19 protein-coding genes, 1 tRNA gene and 1 pseudogene are annotated in these 16,754 nt (G+C 68.0%); 17 read left to right on the top strand and 4 right to left on the bottom strand.

The window, feature by feature from the left end:
• Positions 1 to 50 precede the first annotated feature (50 nt).
• Positions 51 to 191: a hypothetical protein gene (locus KBY78_RS03205; RefSeq protein ID WP_255142311.1), complete on the top strand. Its 141-nt coding sequence runs from the start codon at positions 51 to 53 to the stop codon at positions 189 to 191.
• On the opposite strand, the gene lepA is transcribed toward KBY78_RS03205, so the two are convergent.
• Positions 163 to 1,971: a translation elongation factor 4 gene (gene lepA / locus KBY78_RS03200; protein ID WP_255142310.1), complete on the bottom strand. Its 1,809-nt coding sequence runs from the start codon at positions 1,969 to 1,971 to the stop codon at positions 163 to 165. The genes KBY78_RS03205 and lepA overlap by 29 nt on opposite strands.
• Before the next feature lie 105 nt (positions 1,972 to 2,076).
• Between lepA and KBY78_RS03195 the strand changes: the two genes are divergently transcribed.
• From KBY78_RS03195 to KBY78_RS03160, 8 genes are all read left to right on the top strand, one after another.
• The gene (locus tag KBY78_RS03195; RefSeq protein WP_255142305.1) at positions 2,077 to 2,367 is read left to right on the top strand and encodes a type II toxin-antitoxin system Phd/YefM family antitoxin; all 291 of its coding nucleotides are present in this window, start codon (positions 2,077 to 2,079) and stop codon (positions 2,365 to 2,367) included.
• Between the two features lie 3 nt (positions 2,368 to 2,370).
• Positions 2,371 to 2,760, top strand: coding sequence for a type II toxin-antitoxin system VapC family toxin (locus KBY78_RS03190; RefSeq protein ID WP_006170062.1), 390 nt, complete (start codon positions 2,371 to 2,373; stop codon positions 2,758 to 2,760).
• Positions 2,761 to 2,822: 62 nt separating this feature from the next.
• Entirely contained in the window at positions 2,823 to 3,116 is a 294-nt protein-coding gene (locus KBY78_RS03185) for a NifU family protein (RefSeq protein ID WP_255142304.1), read from the top strand.
• A gap of 65 nt (positions 3,117 to 3,181) precedes the next feature.
• Entirely contained in the window at positions 3,182 to 4,474 is a 1,293-nt protein-coding gene (gene serS, locus KBY78_RS03180) for a serine--tRNA ligase (protein ID WP_255142303.1), read from the top strand.
• A gap of 57 nt (positions 4,475 to 4,531) precedes the next feature.
• Positions 4,532 to 5,620 carry an RIP metalloprotease RseP gene (rseP, locus tag KBY78_RS03175; RefSeq protein WP_255142300.1) on the top strand — a complete coding sequence of 363 codons (1,089 nt, stop codon included), beginning with the start codon at positions 4,532 to 4,534 and terminating at the stop codon, positions 5,618 to 5,620.
• Position 5,621: 1 nt separating this feature from the next.
• Complete coding sequence (nth, locus tag KBY78_RS03170) at positions 5,622 to 6,308, top strand: endonuclease III (protein ID WP_255142299.1); 687 nt, start codon at positions 5,622 to 5,624, stop codon at positions 6,306 to 6,308.
• 34 nt (positions 6,309 to 6,342) lie between these two features.
• Complete coding sequence (gene rpsN, locus KBY78_RS03165) at positions 6,343 to 6,645, top strand: 30S ribosomal protein S14 (protein WP_006170057.1); 303 nt, start codon at positions 6,343 to 6,345, stop codon at positions 6,643 to 6,645.
• Between the two features lie 124 nt (positions 6,646 to 6,769).
• Positions 6,770 to 8,893 (top strand): polyribonucleotide nucleotidyltransferase, encoded by a 2,124-nt coding sequence (locus KBY78_RS03160; RefSeq protein WP_255142297.1) that lies wholly within the window; start codon positions 6,770 to 6,772, stop codon positions 8,891 to 8,893.
• Positions 8,894 to 9,035: 142 nt separating this feature from the next.
• On the opposite strand, the gene KBY78_RS03155 is transcribed toward KBY78_RS03160, so the two are convergent.
• On the bottom strand, positions 9,036 to 9,971 hold the full coding sequence (locus KBY78_RS03155; RefSeq protein WP_006170055.1) for a 3'(2'),5'-bisphosphate nucleotidase CysQ: 936 nt from the start codon (positions 9,969 to 9,971) through the stop codon (positions 9,036 to 9,038).
• Between KBY78_RS03155 and rsmI the strand changes: the two genes are divergently transcribed.
• Complete coding sequence (gene rsmI, locus KBY78_RS03150; protein WP_255142296.1) at positions 9,970 to 10,854, top strand: 16S rRNA (cytidine(1402)-2'-O)-methyltransferase; 885 nt, start codon at positions 9,970 to 9,972, stop codon at positions 10,852 to 10,854. The genes KBY78_RS03155 and rsmI overlap by 2 nt on opposite strands.
• A 64-nt stretch (positions 10,855 to 10,918) precedes the next feature.
• On the top strand, positions 10,919 to 11,143 hold the full coding sequence (locus KBY78_RS03145; RefSeq protein ID WP_006170053.1) for a hypothetical protein: 225 nt from the start codon (positions 10,919 to 10,921) through the stop codon (positions 11,141 to 11,143).
• Here the strand turns inward: KBY78_RS03145 and KBY78_RS03140 are convergent.
• Positions 11,140 to 12,030, bottom strand: coding sequence for a hypothetical protein (locus KBY78_RS03140; protein ID WP_255142295.1), 891 nt, complete (start codon positions 12,028 to 12,030; stop codon positions 11,140 to 11,142). The genes KBY78_RS03145 and KBY78_RS03140 overlap by 4 nt on opposite strands.
• 40 nt (positions 12,031 to 12,070) lie before the next feature.
• On the opposite strand from KBY78_RS03140, the gene KBY78_RS03135 reads away from it, so the two are divergent.
• A tRNA-Arg gene (locus tag KBY78_RS03135) sits at positions 12,071 to 12,144 on the top strand.
• Between the two features lie 143 nt (positions 12,145 to 12,287).
• Positions 12,288 to 12,776 carry a cupin domain-containing protein gene (locus tag KBY78_RS03130; RefSeq protein WP_006170049.1) on the top strand — a complete coding sequence of 163 codons (489 nt, stop codon included), beginning with the start codon at positions 12,288 to 12,290 and terminating at the stop codon, positions 12,774 to 12,776.
• Here KBY78_RS03130 and KBY78_RS03125 read toward each other — a convergent pair.
• Positions 12,691 to 13,569, bottom strand: a complete 879-nt coding sequence (locus KBY78_RS03125) for an acyl-CoA desaturase (RefSeq protein ID WP_006170047.1) — start codon at positions 13,567 to 13,569, stop codon at positions 12,691 to 12,693. The two genes, KBY78_RS03130 and KBY78_RS03125, sit on opposite strands and share 86 nt — an antisense overlap.
• A gap of 67 nt (positions 13,570 to 13,636) precedes the next feature.
• Between KBY78_RS03125 and KBY78_RS03120 the strand changes: the two genes are divergently transcribed.
• The 4 genes and pseudogenes from KBY78_RS03120 to KBY78_RS03105 all read left to right on the top strand — a co-directional run.
• Positions 13,637 to 14,143: an NAD(P)H-dependent oxidoreductase subunit E gene (locus KBY78_RS03120; protein WP_255142294.1), complete on the top strand. Its 507-nt coding sequence runs from the start codon at positions 13,637 to 13,639 to the stop codon at positions 14,141 to 14,143.
• Positions 14,140 to 15,726: a NuoF family protein gene (locus KBY78_RS03115; protein WP_255142293.1), complete on the top strand. Its 1,587-nt coding sequence runs from the start codon at positions 14,140 to 14,142 to the stop codon at positions 15,724 to 15,726. Before KBY78_RS03120 ends, KBY78_RS03115 begins: the two co-directional genes overlap by 4 nt.
• Positions 15,723 to 16,439, top strand: a complete 717-nt coding sequence (hoxU, locus tag KBY78_RS03110) for a bidirectional hydrogenase complex protein HoxU (RefSeq protein WP_255142292.1) — start codon at positions 15,723 to 15,725, stop codon at positions 16,437 to 16,439. Before KBY78_RS03115 ends, hoxU begins: the two co-directional genes overlap by 4 nt.
• Positions 16,436 to 16,754: pseudogene (locus KBY78_RS03105) on the top strand (oxidoreductase); the annotation flags it as partial. The gene hoxU and the pseudogene KBY78_RS03105, both read left to right, overlap by 4 nt.

Here is a 16,754-nt window from a genome sequence, read left to right as displayed (position 1 = left end):
GGCAGCGGGCCGCAGCCTTGACGTGGCAGCCCTGATTCGCGAGGACCGGGATGGCCGCTGATTCAGGCCCTCGGGTGGACGACTGCCTCTACGTGGCCCTGCCCGAACAGGAGCGGGCCACCCTGATCACGGCGGACAGCGGCTACGGATTGAGCGGCGGCGCTACTGATTCAGCTTCAGCACCGCCATGAAGGCTTCCTGGGGCACATCCACCTTGCCCATCGCCTTCATGCGCTTCTTGCCCTTCGCCTGCTTCTTCAGGAGCTTCTTCTTGCGGGAGATGTCACCGCCGTAGCACTTGGCGAGCACATCCTTGCGGATGGCGCTGATGCTCTCGCTGGCGATGATGCGGCTGCCGATCGAGGCCTGGATCGGGATCTTGAACTGCTGCCTGGGGATCAGTTCCTTCAGCTTCTCCACCAGGCCCTTGCCCACGTTGTAGGCCTTGTCGCGGTGAACGATCGTGGTGAGTGGATCGGCCTTCTCGCTGTTGATCAGCACATCGAGGCGCACCAGTTCGTTCTTGCGGTAGCCGATCAGGCTGTACTCCATCGAGGCATAGCCCTTGGTGCGACTCTTCATCTGATCGAAGAAATCCGTCACCACCTCCGCAAGCGGCATCTCGTAGTGCAGCGTCACCCGATCGGTGGTGATGAACTTCATGTCGATGAACTCACCACGCCGCTCCTGGCACAGCTCCATCAGGGCGCCGTTGTAGGTGTTGGGGGTGTAGATTTCCAGCTTCACATAGGGTTCCTCGATCGATTCCCGCTTCTGCGGATCAGGAAGCGTGGCGGGGTTGTCCACCATCTGCGTGCTGCCGTCGATCATGTTCACCCGGTAGATCACCGAGGGGGCCGTCACGATCAGATCGAGGTCGTACTCCCGCTCCAGCCGCTCCTGCACGATTTCCATGTGCAGCAGCCCCAGGAAGCCGCAGCGGAAGCCGAAGCCCATGGCGCTGCTGGTTTCCGGTTCGTACTTCAGCGCTGCATCGGAGAGCTTGAGCTTGTCGAGCGCCTCGCGCAGGTCGGGGTACTGATCGGCATCGGTGGGGAACAGGCCGCAGAACACCATCGGCTTGGCCTCGGTGTAGCCCGGCAAGGGCTCGCTCACCGGATCGGCCACCAGGGTGATCGTGTCGCCCACCCGCGCATCGGCCACCGCCTTGATCGAGGCGGAGAGATAGCCCACCTCACCGGCATGGAGGCTCTCCACCTGGCGCTGGTCGGGCGCCATCACCCCCACTTCATCGAGTTCGTAGCTGGTCTTGCTGGCCATCAGCAGCACCTTGTCTTTCTTCGCCACCTGGCCGCTGATCACCCGGAAGTACACGATCACGCCCCGGTAGGGGTCGTAGTAAGAGTCGAAGATCAGGGCGCGCAGCTGCTCGTTCACGCGGTCGGGCGGTGCCGGCACCCGCTCCACGATCGCTTCGAGGATCTCGGGAATACCCAGGCCCGTCTTGGCGGAGCAATCGATCGCCTTCGATGTGTCGAGCCCGATGATCGTCTCGATCTCCTCCTTGATCCGCTCGGGATCAGCACCGGGCAGATCGATCTTGTTGAGCACCGGAATGATCTCCAGATCATTCTCCAGCGCCAGATACACATTCGCCAGCGTCTGTGCCTCCACCCCCTGGCTGGCATCCACCACCAGCAGGGCGCCTTCACAGGCCTGCAGGCTGCGACTCACCTCATAGGAGAAATCCACATGGCCCGGGGTGTCGATCAGGTTGAGGATGTAGGTCTCCCCATCGGCCGCCTTGTACTCCATCCGGGCGGCCTGGAGCTTGATCGTGATCCCCCGCTCCCGCTCCAGCTCCATGTTGTCGAGGAACTGGGCCTGCATGTCGCGGGCCGCCACCGTTCCCGTGTCCTGCAGCAACCGGTCGGCCAGGGTCGACTTGCCGTGGTCGATGTGGGCAATGATGCAGAAATTGCGGATCCGCTGAACGGGAACGTCGGTCATGCGCGTCGTAGGCCCGACAACCCCTGAAGGCCGCCGAAAGATCGGCTGATCCTAGGCAGGCATTTCGGATCAAACTAGACTAAGTCTTGGTTCAGTCCGGCTGCCATGGGATCGCACATTCCCAAGACCCGTTCTGAGCCAGCCGATTCAGAGCCGGCCTGCAGCCAACAGGTGAATGTGCACCAGGCCAAGAGCCAGCTGTCGCGCCTGCTTCACGACGTGGAGGCCGGCCGGGAGGTGGTGATCGCCCGTTCCGGTGTGCCGATCGCCCGGCTTGTTCCCTGGCGCCCCCCCAGCCAGGGGGTGGCACCACCCGGCGCCCTGGCCGGTGAGATCACACTGACCGACGATTTCGACCACCCCCTCGAGGAGCTGTTCGACAGCCTCGCGACTTGAGCGATGGCGCGGCTGTTGCTCGACACCCATCTGGTCCTGTGGTGGCTCGCCGATGACCCGCGCCTTCCAGCCGCTGCGGTTCCTCTGGTGAGGGATCCGGCCAACACGGTGTTCGTCAGCCAGGCCTCGCTCTGGGAGATCGCCATCAAGCAGGGGCTAGGGCGTCTCTCGGTGGATCTGGTCCGTCTGGAGCAGGCGATTCCCCAGCAGGGCTTTCGCTGGCTGGCCCTGCGCAACACCCATCTGCTGGCCGTGGCCGAGCTGGAGGCCGTCGTCGGTCACCGCGATCCATTTGATCGGCTGCTGATCGCCCAGAGCCGTCGGGAACCGCTGCTGCTGTTGAGCGTCGACCGCCAGCTGGCCGCCTATGGGCCCACCGTGCAGATCGTGTGAGTGGGAACCCAGCCAGGATCCGCCAGTGGCTTCCTAAGGTCATCTCAACGATCCCCAGAGCCATGAGCACTGAAACCGCCACAACAGACACCAGCGCCAGCGTCGAGGCCCCGATCAGCGACCCCCGCGCCCTCACGGTCGAGAACGTCGAGCGGGTGCTCGATGAGCTGCGCCCCTATCTGATGGCCGATGGCGGCAACGTCGAGATCGTCGAGATCGACGGCCCCACCGTGAAGTTGCGACTGCAGGGCGCCAGCCGCAGCTGCGCCAGCAGCACCATGACCTTGAAGATGGGCATCGAGCGCAAGCTGCGCGAGGCGATTCCCGAAGTGAACGAAGTGGTGCAGGTGCTCTGAGGCCCTTCCACGAGGCCTGCTCCAGCACCAGTCCGTAGGCTGCACGCGCCTTCGCCTCTGGAGCCGTGCTGGATCAGCGCCTGCTGCGCGACAACCCCGAGCTGATCGTCGAGCAGCTCGGGCGGCGGGGCATGACACTCGATCTCACGGCCCTGCAGCTGATCGCCCGCCAGGAGCGTGATCTTGAGCAGCAACGCAGTGATCTGCAGGCCGAAGGCAACCGCATCGGCCGCCAGGTGGGCGAGCTGATCCGCGGCGGCGAAGCGCCCCACAGCCCCGAGGTGCAGGCCCTGCGCGATCGGGGCAACACCATCAAGCAACAGGTGGCGGTGCTCGAGGAGGAGGAGAAATCCCTCGAAACCCGTCTGCGCGAGCAGCTGCTCGCCTTCCCCAACCTGCCCTCCCCCCACTGCCCCGATGGGGCCGGCGAAGCCGAGAACGTGGAGCGGCGGCGCTGGGGCACACCCCGCATGCCGGTGGCCGGTGAGCCGTCCCTCGAGGAGCACTGGCAGATCGCCGAGCGCCTCGGCCTGATCGACAGCGAACGCTCGGTGCGCATCGCCCAGAGCCGCTTCGTCACCCTGATCGGCCAGGGCGCCCGGCTGGAGCGGGCCCTGATCAGCTTCATGCTCGATCAGCACGCCAGCCGCGGTTACCGCGAGATGCTGCCGCCGATCCTGGTCAACAGCGCCAGCCTCACCGCCTCCGGCCAGCTGCCCAAGTTCGCCGAGGAAAGCTTCCGCTGCGCCGACGACGACCTCTGGCTCACCCCCACCGCCGAGGTGCCGCTCACCTCGTTTCACCGCGACGAGATTCTTGCGGCCGAGCAACTGCCGCTCAAGTACGCCGCCTACACCCCCTGCTTCCGCCGCGAGGCCGGCTCCTACGGCCGCGACACCCGCGGCCTGATCCGCCTGCACCAGTTCAACAAGGTGGAGCTGTACTGGTTCTGCCATCCGGATGACTCCGAGGCAGCCCATGCGCAGCTCACCGCCGATGCCGAGGCGATCCTGCAGTCCCTCGAGCTGCCCTACCGGGTGCTCGATCTCTGTTGCGGTGATCTGGGCTTTTCGGCCGCCCGCACGTTCGATCTCGAGGTGTGGCTGCCCGGCGCCGGCGCCTACCGCGAAATTTCCAGCTGCAGCACCTGCGGCGAGTTCCAGGCGCGGCGCGCCTCGATCCGCTTCAAGGACGGCAAGAAAACCCGCCTGCTGCACACCCTCAACGGCAGTGGTCTGGCGGTGGGGCGCACCATGGCCGCCCTGCTCGAAACCGGCCAGCAGGCCGACGGAAGCGTGCGCCTGCCGGAGGTCCTGGTGCCCTACTTGGGCTGCGATCGCCTGGTGCCGGAAGCCTGAAGGGAACGCCCCAGGCCTGAAACCCCCAGAATGAGTGCCTTGCGCAACAAAGCCTGAATGGGCGTTCTCACTGCACTGGCGATCCTGGCGGGCCTGATCGTGGTGCACGAAGCCGGCCATTTCCTCGCCGCCACCTGGCAGGGCATCCGCGTCAGCGGCTTCTCGATCGGGTTCGGGCCAGCCCTGCTGCAGCGCCAGCGCCGGGGCGTGCAGTTCGCCCTGCGGGCGATCCCCCTGGGCGGCTATGTCGCCTTCCCCGACGACGACGAGGACAGCGAGATCCCCAGCGATGATCCCGACCTGCTGCGCAACCGCCCCCTGCCCCAGCGGGCCCTGGTGATCGCCGCCGGCGTCATCGCCAACCTGCTGCTGGCCTGGGCTGTGCTCTTCGGTCAGGGGCTGATGGTGGGTGTGCCCGCCGGCTTCAGCGCCACGCCGGGCGTGCTGGTGGCGGCAGTGCAGCAGGGCCAGCCCGCCGCCGCCTCCGGCCTGATGGCCGGCGATCGCATCCTCAGCCTCGGCGGTGTGCCCGTGGGTGGTGGCTCCAAGGCCGTGGTCGATCTGGTGGCCGACATCCAGGGAGCCCCGGAGCGCACGCTGCAGATCCAGGCCGAGCGCGCCGGTGAAACCCTCAGCCTGCGGCTCACCCCCGCCGATCGCGATGGCATCGGCCGCATCGGTGCCCAGCTCCAACCCAACGGCAGTGAGGTGTTCCGCCCCGCCAAGGGGCCGCTTGAGCTTTTCGGCCAGACCAACCGTGTCTTCGTGCAGCTGATCCGCCGCACCGTTGATGGCTTCGTGGCCCTGGTCACCCACTTCGGTGAAACCGCTCCCCAGGTGTCGGGGCCGGTGAAGATCGTCGAGATGGGCGCCAGCCTGGCCCGCCAGGGCGGCGGCAGCCTGTTCGTGTTCGCCGCGCTGATCTCGATCAACCTGGCGGTGCTCAACGCCCTGCCCCTGCCCCTGCTCGATGGCGGTCAGTTCGCCTTGCTGCTGCTCGAGGGCCTGCGGGGCCGGCCCCTGCCCGACCGCCTGCAGATGGCCTTCATGCAGTCGGGCTTCCTGCTGCTGGTGGGCCTGAGCGTGGTGCTGATCGTCAAGGACACCAGCCAGCTCTCGGCGGTGCAGCAGCTGCTCGGCCGCTGAGGTGCCCCGCTTTGCCACGGCCCGAACGCGGGCGCCACTGATCCTGGAGCGCCTGGCCCTCCACTACCCCCACGCCACCTGCTCACTCGATTGGCGCACCCCCTGGGAGCTGCTGGTGGCCACCATGCTCTCGGCCCAGTGCACCGACGAGCGGGTCAATCTGGTCACCCCGGCTCTGTTCGAGCGCTTCCCCGATGCGGACGCCGCCGCCGCAGTCAGCTCCTGCGAGGTGGAGCCCTACGTGAAGTCCACCGGCTTCTTCCGCAACAAGGCCAGGAACATCGTGGCGGCCTCGCAGCTGTTGATCGAGCGCCACGACGGCGCGGTGCCGGCCTCGATGGAGGAACTGCTGGAGCTGCCGGGGGTGGCGCGCAAGACGGCCAACGTGGTGCTGGCCCATGCCTTCGGCATCAACGCCGGCGTCACGGTCGACACCCACGTGCGCCGGCTGAGCAACCGGCTCGGGCTCACCCGTCAGAGCGACCCGCGCCGGATCGAGCCCGACCTGATGAAGCTCCTGCCGCAGCCGGAATGGGAGAACTTCTCGATCCGGCTGATCTTCCATGGCCGCGCCGTCTGCAACGCGCGCAAGCCCCTCTGCGCCGGCTGCCCCCTCGCTGATCTCTGCCCCAGCCATCCCGACCACGGCCCCAGTGGCCGCCGGGAAGGGCGTCAGGCCACGCGCTAGGCTCGATCCCCACTGAACGAATTGCAGCAGCCGCATGGCGAAGAAGTCGATGATTGCGCGCGACGTGAAGCGCAAGAAAATTGTGGAGCGCTTCGCCGTCAAGCGCGCCGCGCTCAAGGCTTCCTTCGAAGCGGCCGCTGATCCCATGGAGCGCCTGGAGATCCACCGCAAGATCCAGAACCTTCCCCGTAACAGCGCCCCCAACCGTGTGCGCAACCGCTGCTGGGCCACCGGCAAGCCCCGCGGCTACTACCGCGATTTCGGTCTCTGCCGCAACCAGCTGCGCGAGCGCGCCCACAAGGGTCTGCTGCCCGGCGTCGTCAAGTCGAGCTGGTAAGCCACTCCGGCCGCTGACGATCAGAAGCGCGAGGGTGGCCAGGTGCCACCCTTTTTTGCGCCGCCAGGCCCCGGCAGGCCCGAATGCGAGAATGGTGCGTGATAAAAAACGGACATAAGACGACGTGCCAGGACAGATTCAGACGGTCTCCTTCGATGGTCGGGAGATCCGGCTGACCACAGGTTTGTATGCCCCCCAGGCCGGGGGTTCAGTGCTGGTCGAATGCGGGGACACCGCCGTGCTGGTCACGGCCACCCGCTCCAAGGGACGCGAAGGGATCGACTTTCTCCCGCTCACCTGTGATTACGAGGAGCGCCTCTACGCAGCCGGCCGCATCCCGGGCAGCTTCTTCCGCCGCGAAGGCCGCCCGCCCGAGCGCGCCATCCTCACCACCCGCCTGATCGACCGGCCCCTGCGGCCCCTGTTCCCCTCCTGGCTGCGCGACGACCTGCAGGTGGTGGCCACCTGCCTGTCGCTGGATGAGCGGGTGCCGCCCGATGTGCTGGCGGTCACCGGCGCCTCGATCGCCACCCTGCTGGCGAAGATCCCCTTCAGCGGCCCGATGGCAGCCGTGCGCGTCGGCCTGCTTGGCGACGACTTCGTGCTCAACCCCAGCTACCGCGAGATCGAGCGCAGCGAGCTGGATCTGGTGGTGGCCGGCACCCCCACCGGTGTGGTGATGGTGGAAGCGGGCGCCAACCAGCTGCCCGAACAGGACGTGATCGAAGCGATCGACTTCGGCTACGAAGCCGTGGGCGAACTGATCAAGGCCCAGCAGAAGCTTCTCGCCGACCTCGGCATCGAGCAGGTGTTCCCCGAACCCCAGGTTCAGGACCCCGCCCTGCCGACCTTCCTGGAGCAGGAATGCGGCGCCGGCATCGGTGAGGTGCTCAAGCAGTTCTCCCTCACCAAGGCCGAGCGCGACGCCCAGCTTGATGTCATCAAGGCCGAGGTGGCCCAGAAGATCGCCGGCCTCTCCGACGACGATCCGATCCGCGTGGCCGCCGCCGGCAAGGCCCTCGGCAACACCTACAAGGGCATCACCAAGAAGCTGATGCGCGCCCAGATCCTCAGCGAGGGCAAACGGGTCGATGGCCGCAACCTCGATGAGGTGCGCCCGATCAGCGCCGCCGTGGGTGTGCTGCCCAAGCGGGTGCATGGCTCCGGCCTGTTCCAGCGCGGGCTCACCCAGGTGCTGTCCACCGCCACCCTCGGCACCCCCAGCGATGCCCAGGAGATGGACGATCTCAACCCCATGGGTGAGAAGACCTACCTGCACCACTACAACTTCCCGCCCTATTCGGTCGGTGAAACCCGGCCGATGCGCTCCCCCGGCCGCCGCGAGGTGGGCCACGGCGCCCTGGCCGAGCGGGCGATCGTGCCCGTGCTTCCCCCCAAGGAGAGCTTCCCCTACGTGCTGCGGGTGGTCTCGGAGTGCCTCAGCTCCAACGGCTCCACCTCAATGGGCTCGGTCTGTGGCAGCACCCTGGCCCTGATGGATGCCGGCGTGCCGCTCAAGGCGCCCGTGAGCGGCGCCGCCATGGGCCTGATCAAGGAGGGCGATGAGGTGCGCATCCTCACCGACATCCAGGGCATCGAGGATTTCCTCGGCGACATGGACTTCAAGGTGGCCGGCACCGAGAAGGGCATCACCGCCCTGCAGATGGACATGAAGATCAGCGGTCTGGCGGTGAGCACCATCGCCGAGGCCGTCAACCAGGCCCGCCCGGCCCGGCTGCACATCCTCGAGAAGATGCTCGAGGCGATCGGCAAGCCCCGCGATGTGCTCTCCCCCCATGCCCCGCGCCTGCTCAGCTTCCGCATCGACCCGGAACTGATCGGCACCGTGATCGGCCCCGGCGGCCGCACGATCAAGGGCATCACCGAGCGCACCAACACCAAGATCGACATCGAAGACGGCGGCATCGTCACGATCGCCAGCCACGACGGCGCCGCCGCTGAGGAAGCTCAGCGGATCATCGAAGGTCTCACCCGCCGCGTCAGCGAAGGGGAGATGTTCAACGGCTCCGTCACCCGGATCATTCCGATCGGTGCCTTCGTGGAGATTCTCCCCGGCAAGGAGGGCATGATCCACATCTCCCAGCTCTCGGAAGCACGCGTGGAGAAGGTGGAAGATGTCATCAAAGTGGGCGACGCCGTGACCGTGCGGGTGCGCGAAATCGACAACCGCGGCCGCATCAACCTCACCCTGCGGGGCGTGGCCCAGGAGACGGTGCCTGTGGCCTGATCAAGCCTGTGACCTGATGAAGTCTCTGATCAGCCGGGCCTGATCAAACGTCAAACCTCAGTGCTCTTGATCACTGACAAGCTCTCAGCCGCTTTCACCCCTGGTGAGGCGGTTTTTTGCTGGATCTCAGCCAGCCCCCTGATCAGAGCTCGAAACCCGGATCGATTCGCGCCATGGCGGCGGCGGCCCGCTCACACAGTTCGGCATGGGCCAGACCATGGCTGGCGATCAGGCAACCGGCCTGCAATCCGTCACCCTTGTTGTAGTGAAGAGGGCGGCCATCGGCGTGGCTGAAGGCCCCGCCCGCCGCCCGCAGCACCGCTTCCGGCGCCGCCATGTCCCAGTCCTTCGGGGCGCTGCGGCCTGAAAGTGAGAGGTAAAGGTCGGTTTCGCCGCGCAGGATCGTGGCCACCTTGCAACCCACGCTGCCCACCGCCAGCGAGGAGCCCAGCTCCAGCGCCTGCACCAGCTGCTCCAGGCGCTGATCCCGGTGGTTACGGCTGGCCACCAGCACCAGCTCTCCCGGCTCACGGCGTTCACTGAGCTGGGGCGCGAAGTGCTCGCCGGCCGGATTCTCCCGCCAGGCGCCACCGATCAACTCCTCAGCCGCCGCGCCCACCAGACCGAACCAGAGCTCCTCCTTCTCAGGCAGCAGCACCACCCCGAGCACCGGCTGGCCCTGATGCACCAGCGCCAGATGCACCGCATATTCGCCGGTGCCCTGGAGGAAATCCTTGGTGCCATCCAGGGGATCGAGGATCCAGAGCCAGTCGGCCTCGAGGGGCACGCCGGCGCTGAGTTGCTCCTTGGCGGTCTCCTCGCTCAGCAAGGTCCAGGGGGCATCGGGAAAAGCCTGAGCGAGGCCCTCGAGCAGGTGCTGGTTCACCGCCAGATCAGCCGCCGTCACTGGCCCCTCGCCGCCTTCATCGACGCTCAGGGCCGCGCCATAGCCAAAGGGGGGCTGCTCGCCGCGGGCGTAGGCCCGCAGAATCGACCCCGACTCCCAGCACAGGCGCCGCAAGAGCACCAGCAGCTCCTCGAGATCGAGGCCGGCGGGCAGGCAGGGGGCAGCCATCATGGTCACGGCCAGGGTCGGACAGAGCCGCATTGTGGAGCAAGCCAGCGAACCCGCCTCAGGGGTGCTGTACCTGGTGGGAACACCGATCGGCAACCTCGGGGATCTCTCCCCCCGGGCCCGGCGGGTCCTGGAGGGGGTGGATCGCATCGCCTGCGAAGACACCCGCCATAGCGGCCAGCTGCTGGCCGGCCTGGGCATCCGCAGCCGTCTGCTCAGCTTTCACCAGCACAACCAGACCGCCCGCATCCCTGAGCTGCTCGCAGCCCTGACCGCGGGCGAAAGCCTGGCGGTGATCAGCGATGCGGGCCTGCCGGGCATCTCCGATCCCGGCGAGGCACTGGTGGCGGCCGCCCGCGCCGGCGGCCATGCGGTGATCTGCGTGCCCGGCCCCTGCGCGGTGACCACGGCCCTGGTGAGCAGCGGCCTGCCCAGTGGCCGCTTCTGCTTCGAGGGGTTCCTGCCGGCCAAGGCCAGCCAGCGCCGCCAGCGGCTCCAGGAGCTGGCGGCGGAGGAGCGCACGCTGGTGCTGTTCGAGGCGCCCCACCGGCTGATCGAGCTGCTCGACGACCTGCTCGCCACCCTGGGCGACCGGCCTATGCAGGTGGCGCGGGAGCTGACCAAACGCCATGAACAGCAGATCGGGCCCAGCGTGGGCGCCGCCCTGGAGCACTTCCGGCGGGTGCCGCCCCGTGGGGAGTGCACCCTGGTGATCGGCGGCGCCACGCCGGAGCAACCAGCGCTGCGCAGTGACGCCGAGCTGACCGAAGAGCTGCGCGGGAAGGTGGCTTCAGGCCTGAGCGCCAGTGATGCGGCCCGCCAGCTTGCCGCTGAGACCGGCCTCTCCCGCCGCAGCCTCTACGCCCTGCTGCACCAACCGGAGTGAGCGCCGCCAGCGCTGGATGGACCATGCTGAGGGTCAAGCTGCTCCACTCCCCTCCGTCTTGGCCATGCTGCTGCGCCTGCGCCTGTTGCTCACCAGCCTCGGCGGCGGTCTGCTGCTGCTGCTGATCCTCTGCCTCGGCGCCCAGAACCTGGAGGAGCGCCCGAGCCTGCGGCTGGGCATCGGCCGCAGCGCGCCCCTGCCCAGCGGCTTCCTGGTGGGGCTGGCGCTGGCGGCAGGGGTGATCAGCGGCGGCAGCGCCACCGCCCTGCTCCTGCCCCGCCGGGATTAACCGCCGGGGAGAGCGTAGAGCGCTCCTTCCAGCACCACCCGTGTGATGCCCTGCCCCACCAGATAGGTGGCCGTGCGCTGAATCACCTGGCTGTCGGGCATCTTGATCACCCGCTGGGTGCGGCCGCACTGACGCTTGGCCTGGCGCGGATTGGCGAACACCACCAGGGCCTGGCGCGCCTGCTCGTCGTCGGGGAGGGCGCCGAGCTCGGGGAAATCACTGAGGGGACGAGCCTGCAGCTCGACCGTCTTGTCCACCAGCATGTACAAGCTGGCGGGCAGGGGCGCGCTCTCCAGCGGCTGACAGACCACGGCCGAGCCCTCCTGAAGCCCCGAACCGAGGTTGGCGCCCGCCACCACCGGCACCATGGTGAAGACATTGCCTTCGGCATCGGTGTCATCCCCGTCGCCGTTGTCGCTCTCGCCGTCGTCGCCGTCCTCGCCCTCGGCGTCCTCACCGAAGTCATCGGCGTCGTCGATCGCCAGCACACCGGGGCCGGAGCCGTCGTCGTCGGGGTCGTTGTCGAGGACGTTCAACGGGTCGAGGTCGTCGTCCGCATTCCCGTTGGCGGCAGGCGCCTGGAAGGCCGGCTCAAGCATGGGCGCGACCTCCGGACTAGGCGCGACCTCCGGACTGGGCACGGCCTCCGGACTGGGCGCGGCTTCCGGCATGGTCGTCTCCAGGGGCGCCTCCAACTGGTCCACGGGGCGGCCACGCTCCTTCTTGAGCTGCTCGTAGAGCTCGGGGTCGAGGGCGCCTTTCACCACCCGGGTCACGGTGTTGGGGCTGCAGCCGAAGCCATCGGCGAGGGCGGCGCTGGATGCTCCAGCCCGCCACCGCTGCACCAGCTCCTGTTTCTGGGCGTCACTGAGCCGGGAGGCCGCCATCGAGCAAGTTGCGCAGCGGCCCAATCTAGGCTGATGCGGTGGGCCGTTAGCTCAGCTGGATAGAGCATGCGACTTCTAATCGCACGGTCGCTGGTTCGAATCCAGCACGGCCCGTTCCCCCATTCCCCAGCCTCTGGCGCGCCAGAAGCCTCACCAGCATTCCCTGACCTAACGGCGATTCGGTAGCAGCAGCGCCGACCGAAGCAGCGATTTGTCAACAATCTTGACAAATCCATTGAACCCGAGAGGACCGCCCCATGGCCCTCACACGACGCGTCGAACTGGTGCCGCTGGAGCGGACCTCCTCAGGCAATGCCCTCTTTAGCCAGGCCCAGCCCAGCGACGAAACCCTGATCGCCGATCTCGCCCCCCATCAGCCCGTCTCACTCTTCTGTCACCGCCGCCAGACCGATCAACTGATCCTGCTGCGCGGCTCCCTCGAGCTGGTGGTGCTGGAGGGCGGCAGGCTCGTGCTCATTCCCCTGCGGGAAGACGAACCGATGCTGGTGCGCATCCCCCCTGGCGTCCCCCACGGGGCGGTCAACAGCAGCCGCCATTACGCCACGGTGGTGAATGCAGTGCTGCGCCACGGCCCACCCGACCCGCGCGACTACAAGCCGCGGCCACTTCCCCACGGCCTGCAGGCGCAGTGGCGGGACCTCATGGGCGAGCCCGTGCCAGCAGGTCATCAGGTGCCGGCAAGCGCAGGCGATCGGCCCAGCCACAGCGCTCCAGGACGCGGATGAAGGCATAGGTGGGATCGGGCAGCCGCTGCACGCGGCCGCCGCTCACCCCATAGCCCTGCCGAACAGACCACTGGAAGGCGTGATGCAGGTTGTGCCAGCCCTCCCCGAGCGTGATCAGAGCCACCCAGGCGTTGTTGCGGCTCATGTCGTCGGTGATGAAGGGCTGATCACCGGCGAGGTGGGCCAGGGAATTCACCGTGGCCACCCCGTGGAAGAGCACTGTTGTGCTCAGGCAGAACGCCGCCAGCCACTCCAAGCCACCGAATGCATACGACAGGCCACCCAGAGCGAGCAGGGGCAGGAAATGCAGCCTGTCGATCAGGCGCAGCACCGGGTCGGCCTCGACATCGGCGGGCAGCCGCTCCGGGAAGAAGGAGGGCTGCAGCAGCCAGCCCACCTGCGAGCGCCAGAACCCTCGCAGTCCTGACTGGGGCTGCAGGGGCGAATGGGGATCCTGGTCCGTGTCCACATGGCGGTGATGGGCCAGGTGATGGGCCTTCCACCAGCTCGGCCCCATCTGCCCGGCGGAGGCCCCCACCAGGGCCCCGATCCAGACCACCAGCTTGGGCGCTCTGTAGCTGCCATGGGTGATCAGGCGGTGATAGATCGCCGTGGTGGCCAGCATCCGGACCACATAGAGGGCCAGGGCCCAGCTCGCCGCCTCCAGGCTCAGCCCAGTGGCCAGCAGCAGCAGGCAACCGAGGTGAGACAGGACGATGAAGACCGGTCCAAGGAAGTACAGGAAACGGGTGAGACCGGTAGTCAGAGGAAACCTCTGTGAAGAGATCTTCACGTTAGGTGGGCAGGGTGGGGAGCAACAGCGCTCCTCCCTAGCCTGAACTCCAGGGGGAAGGCTTCCCATGGCCTACACCAAAGGTCCCGGCAACAGGTCCATCGAAGCGGCACCTGAAGCGTCCTTCGCGGCCCTGGAGCCCCTGCTGCTGCGCTCCCAGGGACGGGCCGATGCCCTGATCGAGGTGCTTCATGGCGCCCAGAAGCTCTACAGCTACCTGAGCGATGACTTGCTCCGCCACGTGGCGACGCGCCTGCAGCTCCCACTCAGCCGGGTCAAGGGAACCGCCAGCTTCTATCACCTCTTCCGTTTCCAGCCGCCGGCCCGCCACCGCTGCGTGGTCTGCACCGGCACCGCCTGCCAGATCCAGGGGGCCCCGGCCCTGATCGAAGCCATGGAGGAGGGCCTGGGGCTGCGGATGGGCGACCGCCGGGCCGATGGCTGGGTGAGCCTCTCGGAGGTGCGCTGCCTGGGCACCTGCAGCGACGCGCCCCTGGTGCTGATCGATGAAACCGTCGGCCGCCAGCAGACCAGCGATGGTCTGCGCCGCTGGCTGAAGGAGCTGGAGCCATGAACGGCTTGCGCTGCTGCGCCTCGGCCGGCTGCCTGGCCAGGGGCTCCGGCGCCGTGATCGGGGCCCTCGAAACGGCCATCTCCAGAGGTGAACTGGGCGATCGGATCCAGCTGCGACCGGTGGGCTGCCTGGGCCCCTGCAGCCAGGGGCCCCTGCTGGCCCTCGATCCCGATGGCGATCTCTATGCCGGTGTGGAGCCGCAGGACGCCGTAACCCTGGTGGCCGCTCTGGCCCGGCGGCAGCATCAGGACTGCGACTCCGCTCAGGCGCCCCCCCTGGAGTGGACCCCCGCCAGGGGCGAGCGACTGGATCTCAGCGAGCCGTTCTTCCAGCGTCAGCGGCGGATCGTGCTGGAGCACTGCGGCGTGATCGATCCCACCGACCTCGAGCAGGCGATCGCCGTGGGGGCCTACGGCCAGCTGGAGCGGGTGCTACGGGGCTGGAGCCCGGAACGGGTGGTGACGGAACTGCAGCGCAGCGGCCTGCGCGGCCGTGGCGGCGCCGGCTATCCCACCGGTCTGAAATGGGCCACCGTGGCCCGCATGCCCGGGGCCCGGAAGGTGGTGGTCTGCAACGCCGATGAGGGCGATCCCGGAGCCTTCATGGACCGCGCCGTTCTGGAGGGAGATCCCCATCGGGTGCTGGAAGGCATGGCGATCGCCGCCTATGCGGTGGGGGCCGACCACGGATTCATCTACATCCGCGCCGAATATGAGCTGGCGATCGAGCGGCTGCGCCTGGCGATCGAGCAGGCCGTGGTCCGGGGCCGGCTCGGGGCGGCGCTGTTCGGCACGGGTTTCGGCTTCACGCTGGAGCTGCGGGTGGGGGCCGGCGCCTATGTCTGCGGCGAGGAAACGGCACTGATCGCCTCGATCGAGGGCAAACGCGGCACGCCGCGCCCCAGGCCCCCCTATCCCGCTGAGCGCGGCGTGGGCGGCAGACCCACCCTGATCAACAACGTCGAGACCTTCGCCAACGTGGCGCCGATCCTGCGGGAAGGCGCCGACTGGTTCGCCGCCATCGGCACCGCTGGCAGCAGCGGCACCAAGGTGTTCAGCCTCACCGGCCACGTTCGCCGCGGCGGCCTGGTGGAAGTGCCGATGGGCACCAGCCTGGCCACGGTCGTTCTGGAGATGGGCGAGGGCAGCCCGCACGGCTCCGCGGTCAAAGCCGTGCAGACCGGCGGACCGTCCGGGGGCTGCGTGCCAGCCGATCGGCTCGACACCCCACTCGACTACGAAAGCCTCCAGGCCCTGGGCACGATCATGGGCTCCGGCGGCATGGTGGTGCTCGACCAGGGCACCGACATGGTGGCTCTGGCCGCCTATTTCATGGCCTTCTGCCGTGAGGAGTCGTGCGGCAAGTGCGTGCCCTGCCGCGCCGGCACCGTTCAGCTGCATGGGCTGCTGGAGAAGATCCTGGCTGGCCTGGCCAGCCAGGCCGACCTCGATCAGCTCGAAACGCTCGGAGCGATGGTGATGGACACCAGCCTCTGCGGCCTGGGCCAGAGCGCCCCCAAGCCGATGCTGAGCACCCTGCGCTACTTCCGCGGCGATTATCTCGCCAGGCTGGAGGCGCCATGAGCGTGCGCACGCTGCGCATCGACGGCCGAGATGTGGCCAGCGCCGACGGCGCCACGGTTCTGGAGGCCGCGCGCGACGCCGGCGTGGCCATCCCCACCCTCTGCCACCTGGAGGGGCTCTCGCCCGTGGCCGCCTGCCGGCTCTGCCTGGTGGAGATCGAGGGCAGCGGCAAACTCCAGCCGGCCTGCATCACCCCGGTGAGCGAGGGCATGGTGGTGCACACCGCCACGCCACGCCTCCGGGAGATCCGCCGGACCGTGATCGAGCTGCTGTTCACCGAGGGCAACCATGTCTGCGCGGTCTGCGTGGCCAACGGCCATTGCGAACTGCAGGACCGCGCCGTGGAGGTGGGCATGGACCACGCCCGCCTGCCCTACCGCTTCCCTGATCGCCCCGTCGACCTCTCCCACCCGCGCTTCGGGCTCGACCACAACCGCTGCATCCTCTGCAGCCGCTGCGTGCGCGTCTGCGACGAAGTGGAGGGCGCCCACGTCTGGGACGTGGCCTGGCGGGGGGAGCACTGCCGGATCATCGCCGGACTGGATCAGCCCTGGGGCGCCGTCGACGCCTGCACCGACTGCGGCAAGTGCGTGATGGTCTGCCCCACCGGCGCCCTGTTCCACAAGGGCGACAGTGAGGGGGAGAAACACGAGGATCCCAGCCGGCTGGCGGCCCTGCAGCGGGCCCGCCACGCCCGCCAGGAGGCCCCATGAGCCAGCCCGCGAAGCTGCCGAAGCTGCGTCTGGCCACGGTCTGGCTGGCGGGTTGCTCCGGCTGCCACATGTCGTTCCTGGATCTCGACGAGTGGCTGATCGAACTGGCACCCCGCATCGAAATGGTCTTCTCGCCGATCGCCTCCGACACCAAGACCTACCCCGAGGCCGTGGATGTGGCCCTGGTGGAGGGGGGCGTGGGCAACAGCGACAACCTGGCCCTGATCCACCAGGTGCGCCAGCGCACCCGCCTGCTGGTGTCCTTCGGCGACTGCGCCATCACCGCCAACGTGCCGGGCCTGCGCAACCCGCTCG

Source organism: Synechococcus sp. EJ6-Ellesmere (assembly GCF_024345875.1).
GTDB lineage: Bacteria > Cyanobacteriota > Cyanobacteriia > PCC-6307 > Cyanobiaceae > Regnicoccus_A > Regnicoccus_A antarcticus.
This window is presented reverse-complemented; position numbering and strand designations above follow the sequence as displayed.

Excerpts from the sequence above, each read along its gene's own strand:
- KBY78_RS03205 (WP_255142311.1), top strand. The coding sequence starts at position 51 with ATGGCCGCTGATTCAGGCCCTCGGGTGGACGACTGCCTCTACGTGGCC.
- lepA (WP_255142310.1), bottom strand. The coding sequence starts at position 1,971 with ATGACCGACGTTCCCGTTCAGCGGATCCGCAATTTCTGCATCATTGCC.
- KBY78_RS03195 (WP_255142305.1), top strand. The coding sequence starts at position 2,077 with ATGGGATCGCACATTCCCAAGACCCGTTCTGAGCCAGCCGATTCAGAG.
- KBY78_RS03190 (WP_006170062.1), top strand. The coding sequence starts at position 2,371 with ATGGCGCGGCTGTTGCTCGACACCCATCTGGTCCTGTGGTGGCTCGCC.
- KBY78_RS03185 (WP_255142304.1), top strand. The coding sequence starts at position 2,823 with ATGAGCACTGAAACCGCCACAACAGACACCAGCGCCAGCGTCGAGGCC.
- rseP (WP_255142300.1), top strand. The coding sequence starts at position 4,532 with ATGGGCGTTCTCACTGCACTGGCGATCCTGGCGGGCCTGATCGTGGTG.
- rpsN (WP_006170057.1), top strand. The coding sequence starts at position 6,343 with ATGGCGAAGAAGTCGATGATTGCGCGCGACGTGAAGCGCAAGAAAATT.
- rsmI (WP_255142296.1), top strand. The coding sequence starts at position 9,970 with ATGGTCACGGCCAGGGTCGGACAGAGCCGCATTGTGGAGCAAGCCAGC.
- KBY78_RS03155 (WP_006170055.1), bottom strand. The coding sequence starts at position 9,971 with ATGATGGCTGCCCCCTGCCTGCCCGCCGGCCTCGATCTCGAGGAGCTG.
- KBY78_RS03145 (WP_006170053.1), top strand. The coding sequence starts at position 10,919 with ATGCTGCTGCGCCTGCGCCTGTTGCTCACCAGCCTCGGCGGCGGTCTG.
- KBY78_RS03140 (WP_255142295.1), bottom strand. The coding sequence starts at position 12,030 with ATGGCGGCCTCCCGGCTCAGTGACGCCCAGAAACAGGAGCTGGTGCAG.
- KBY78_RS03130 (WP_006170049.1), top strand. The coding sequence starts at position 12,288 with ATGGCCCTCACACGACGCGTCGAACTGGTGCCGCTGGAGCGGACCTCC.
- KBY78_RS03120 (WP_255142294.1), top strand. The coding sequence starts at position 13,637 with ATGGCCTACACCAAAGGTCCCGGCAACAGGTCCATCGAAGCGGCACCT.
- KBY78_RS03115 (WP_255142293.1), top strand. The coding sequence starts at position 14,140 with ATGAACGGCTTGCGCTGCTGCGCCTCGGCCGGCTGCCTGGCCAGGGGC.
- hoxU (WP_255142292.1), top strand. The coding sequence starts at position 15,723 with ATGAGCGTGCGCACGCTGCGCATCGACGGCCGAGATGTGGCCAGCGCC.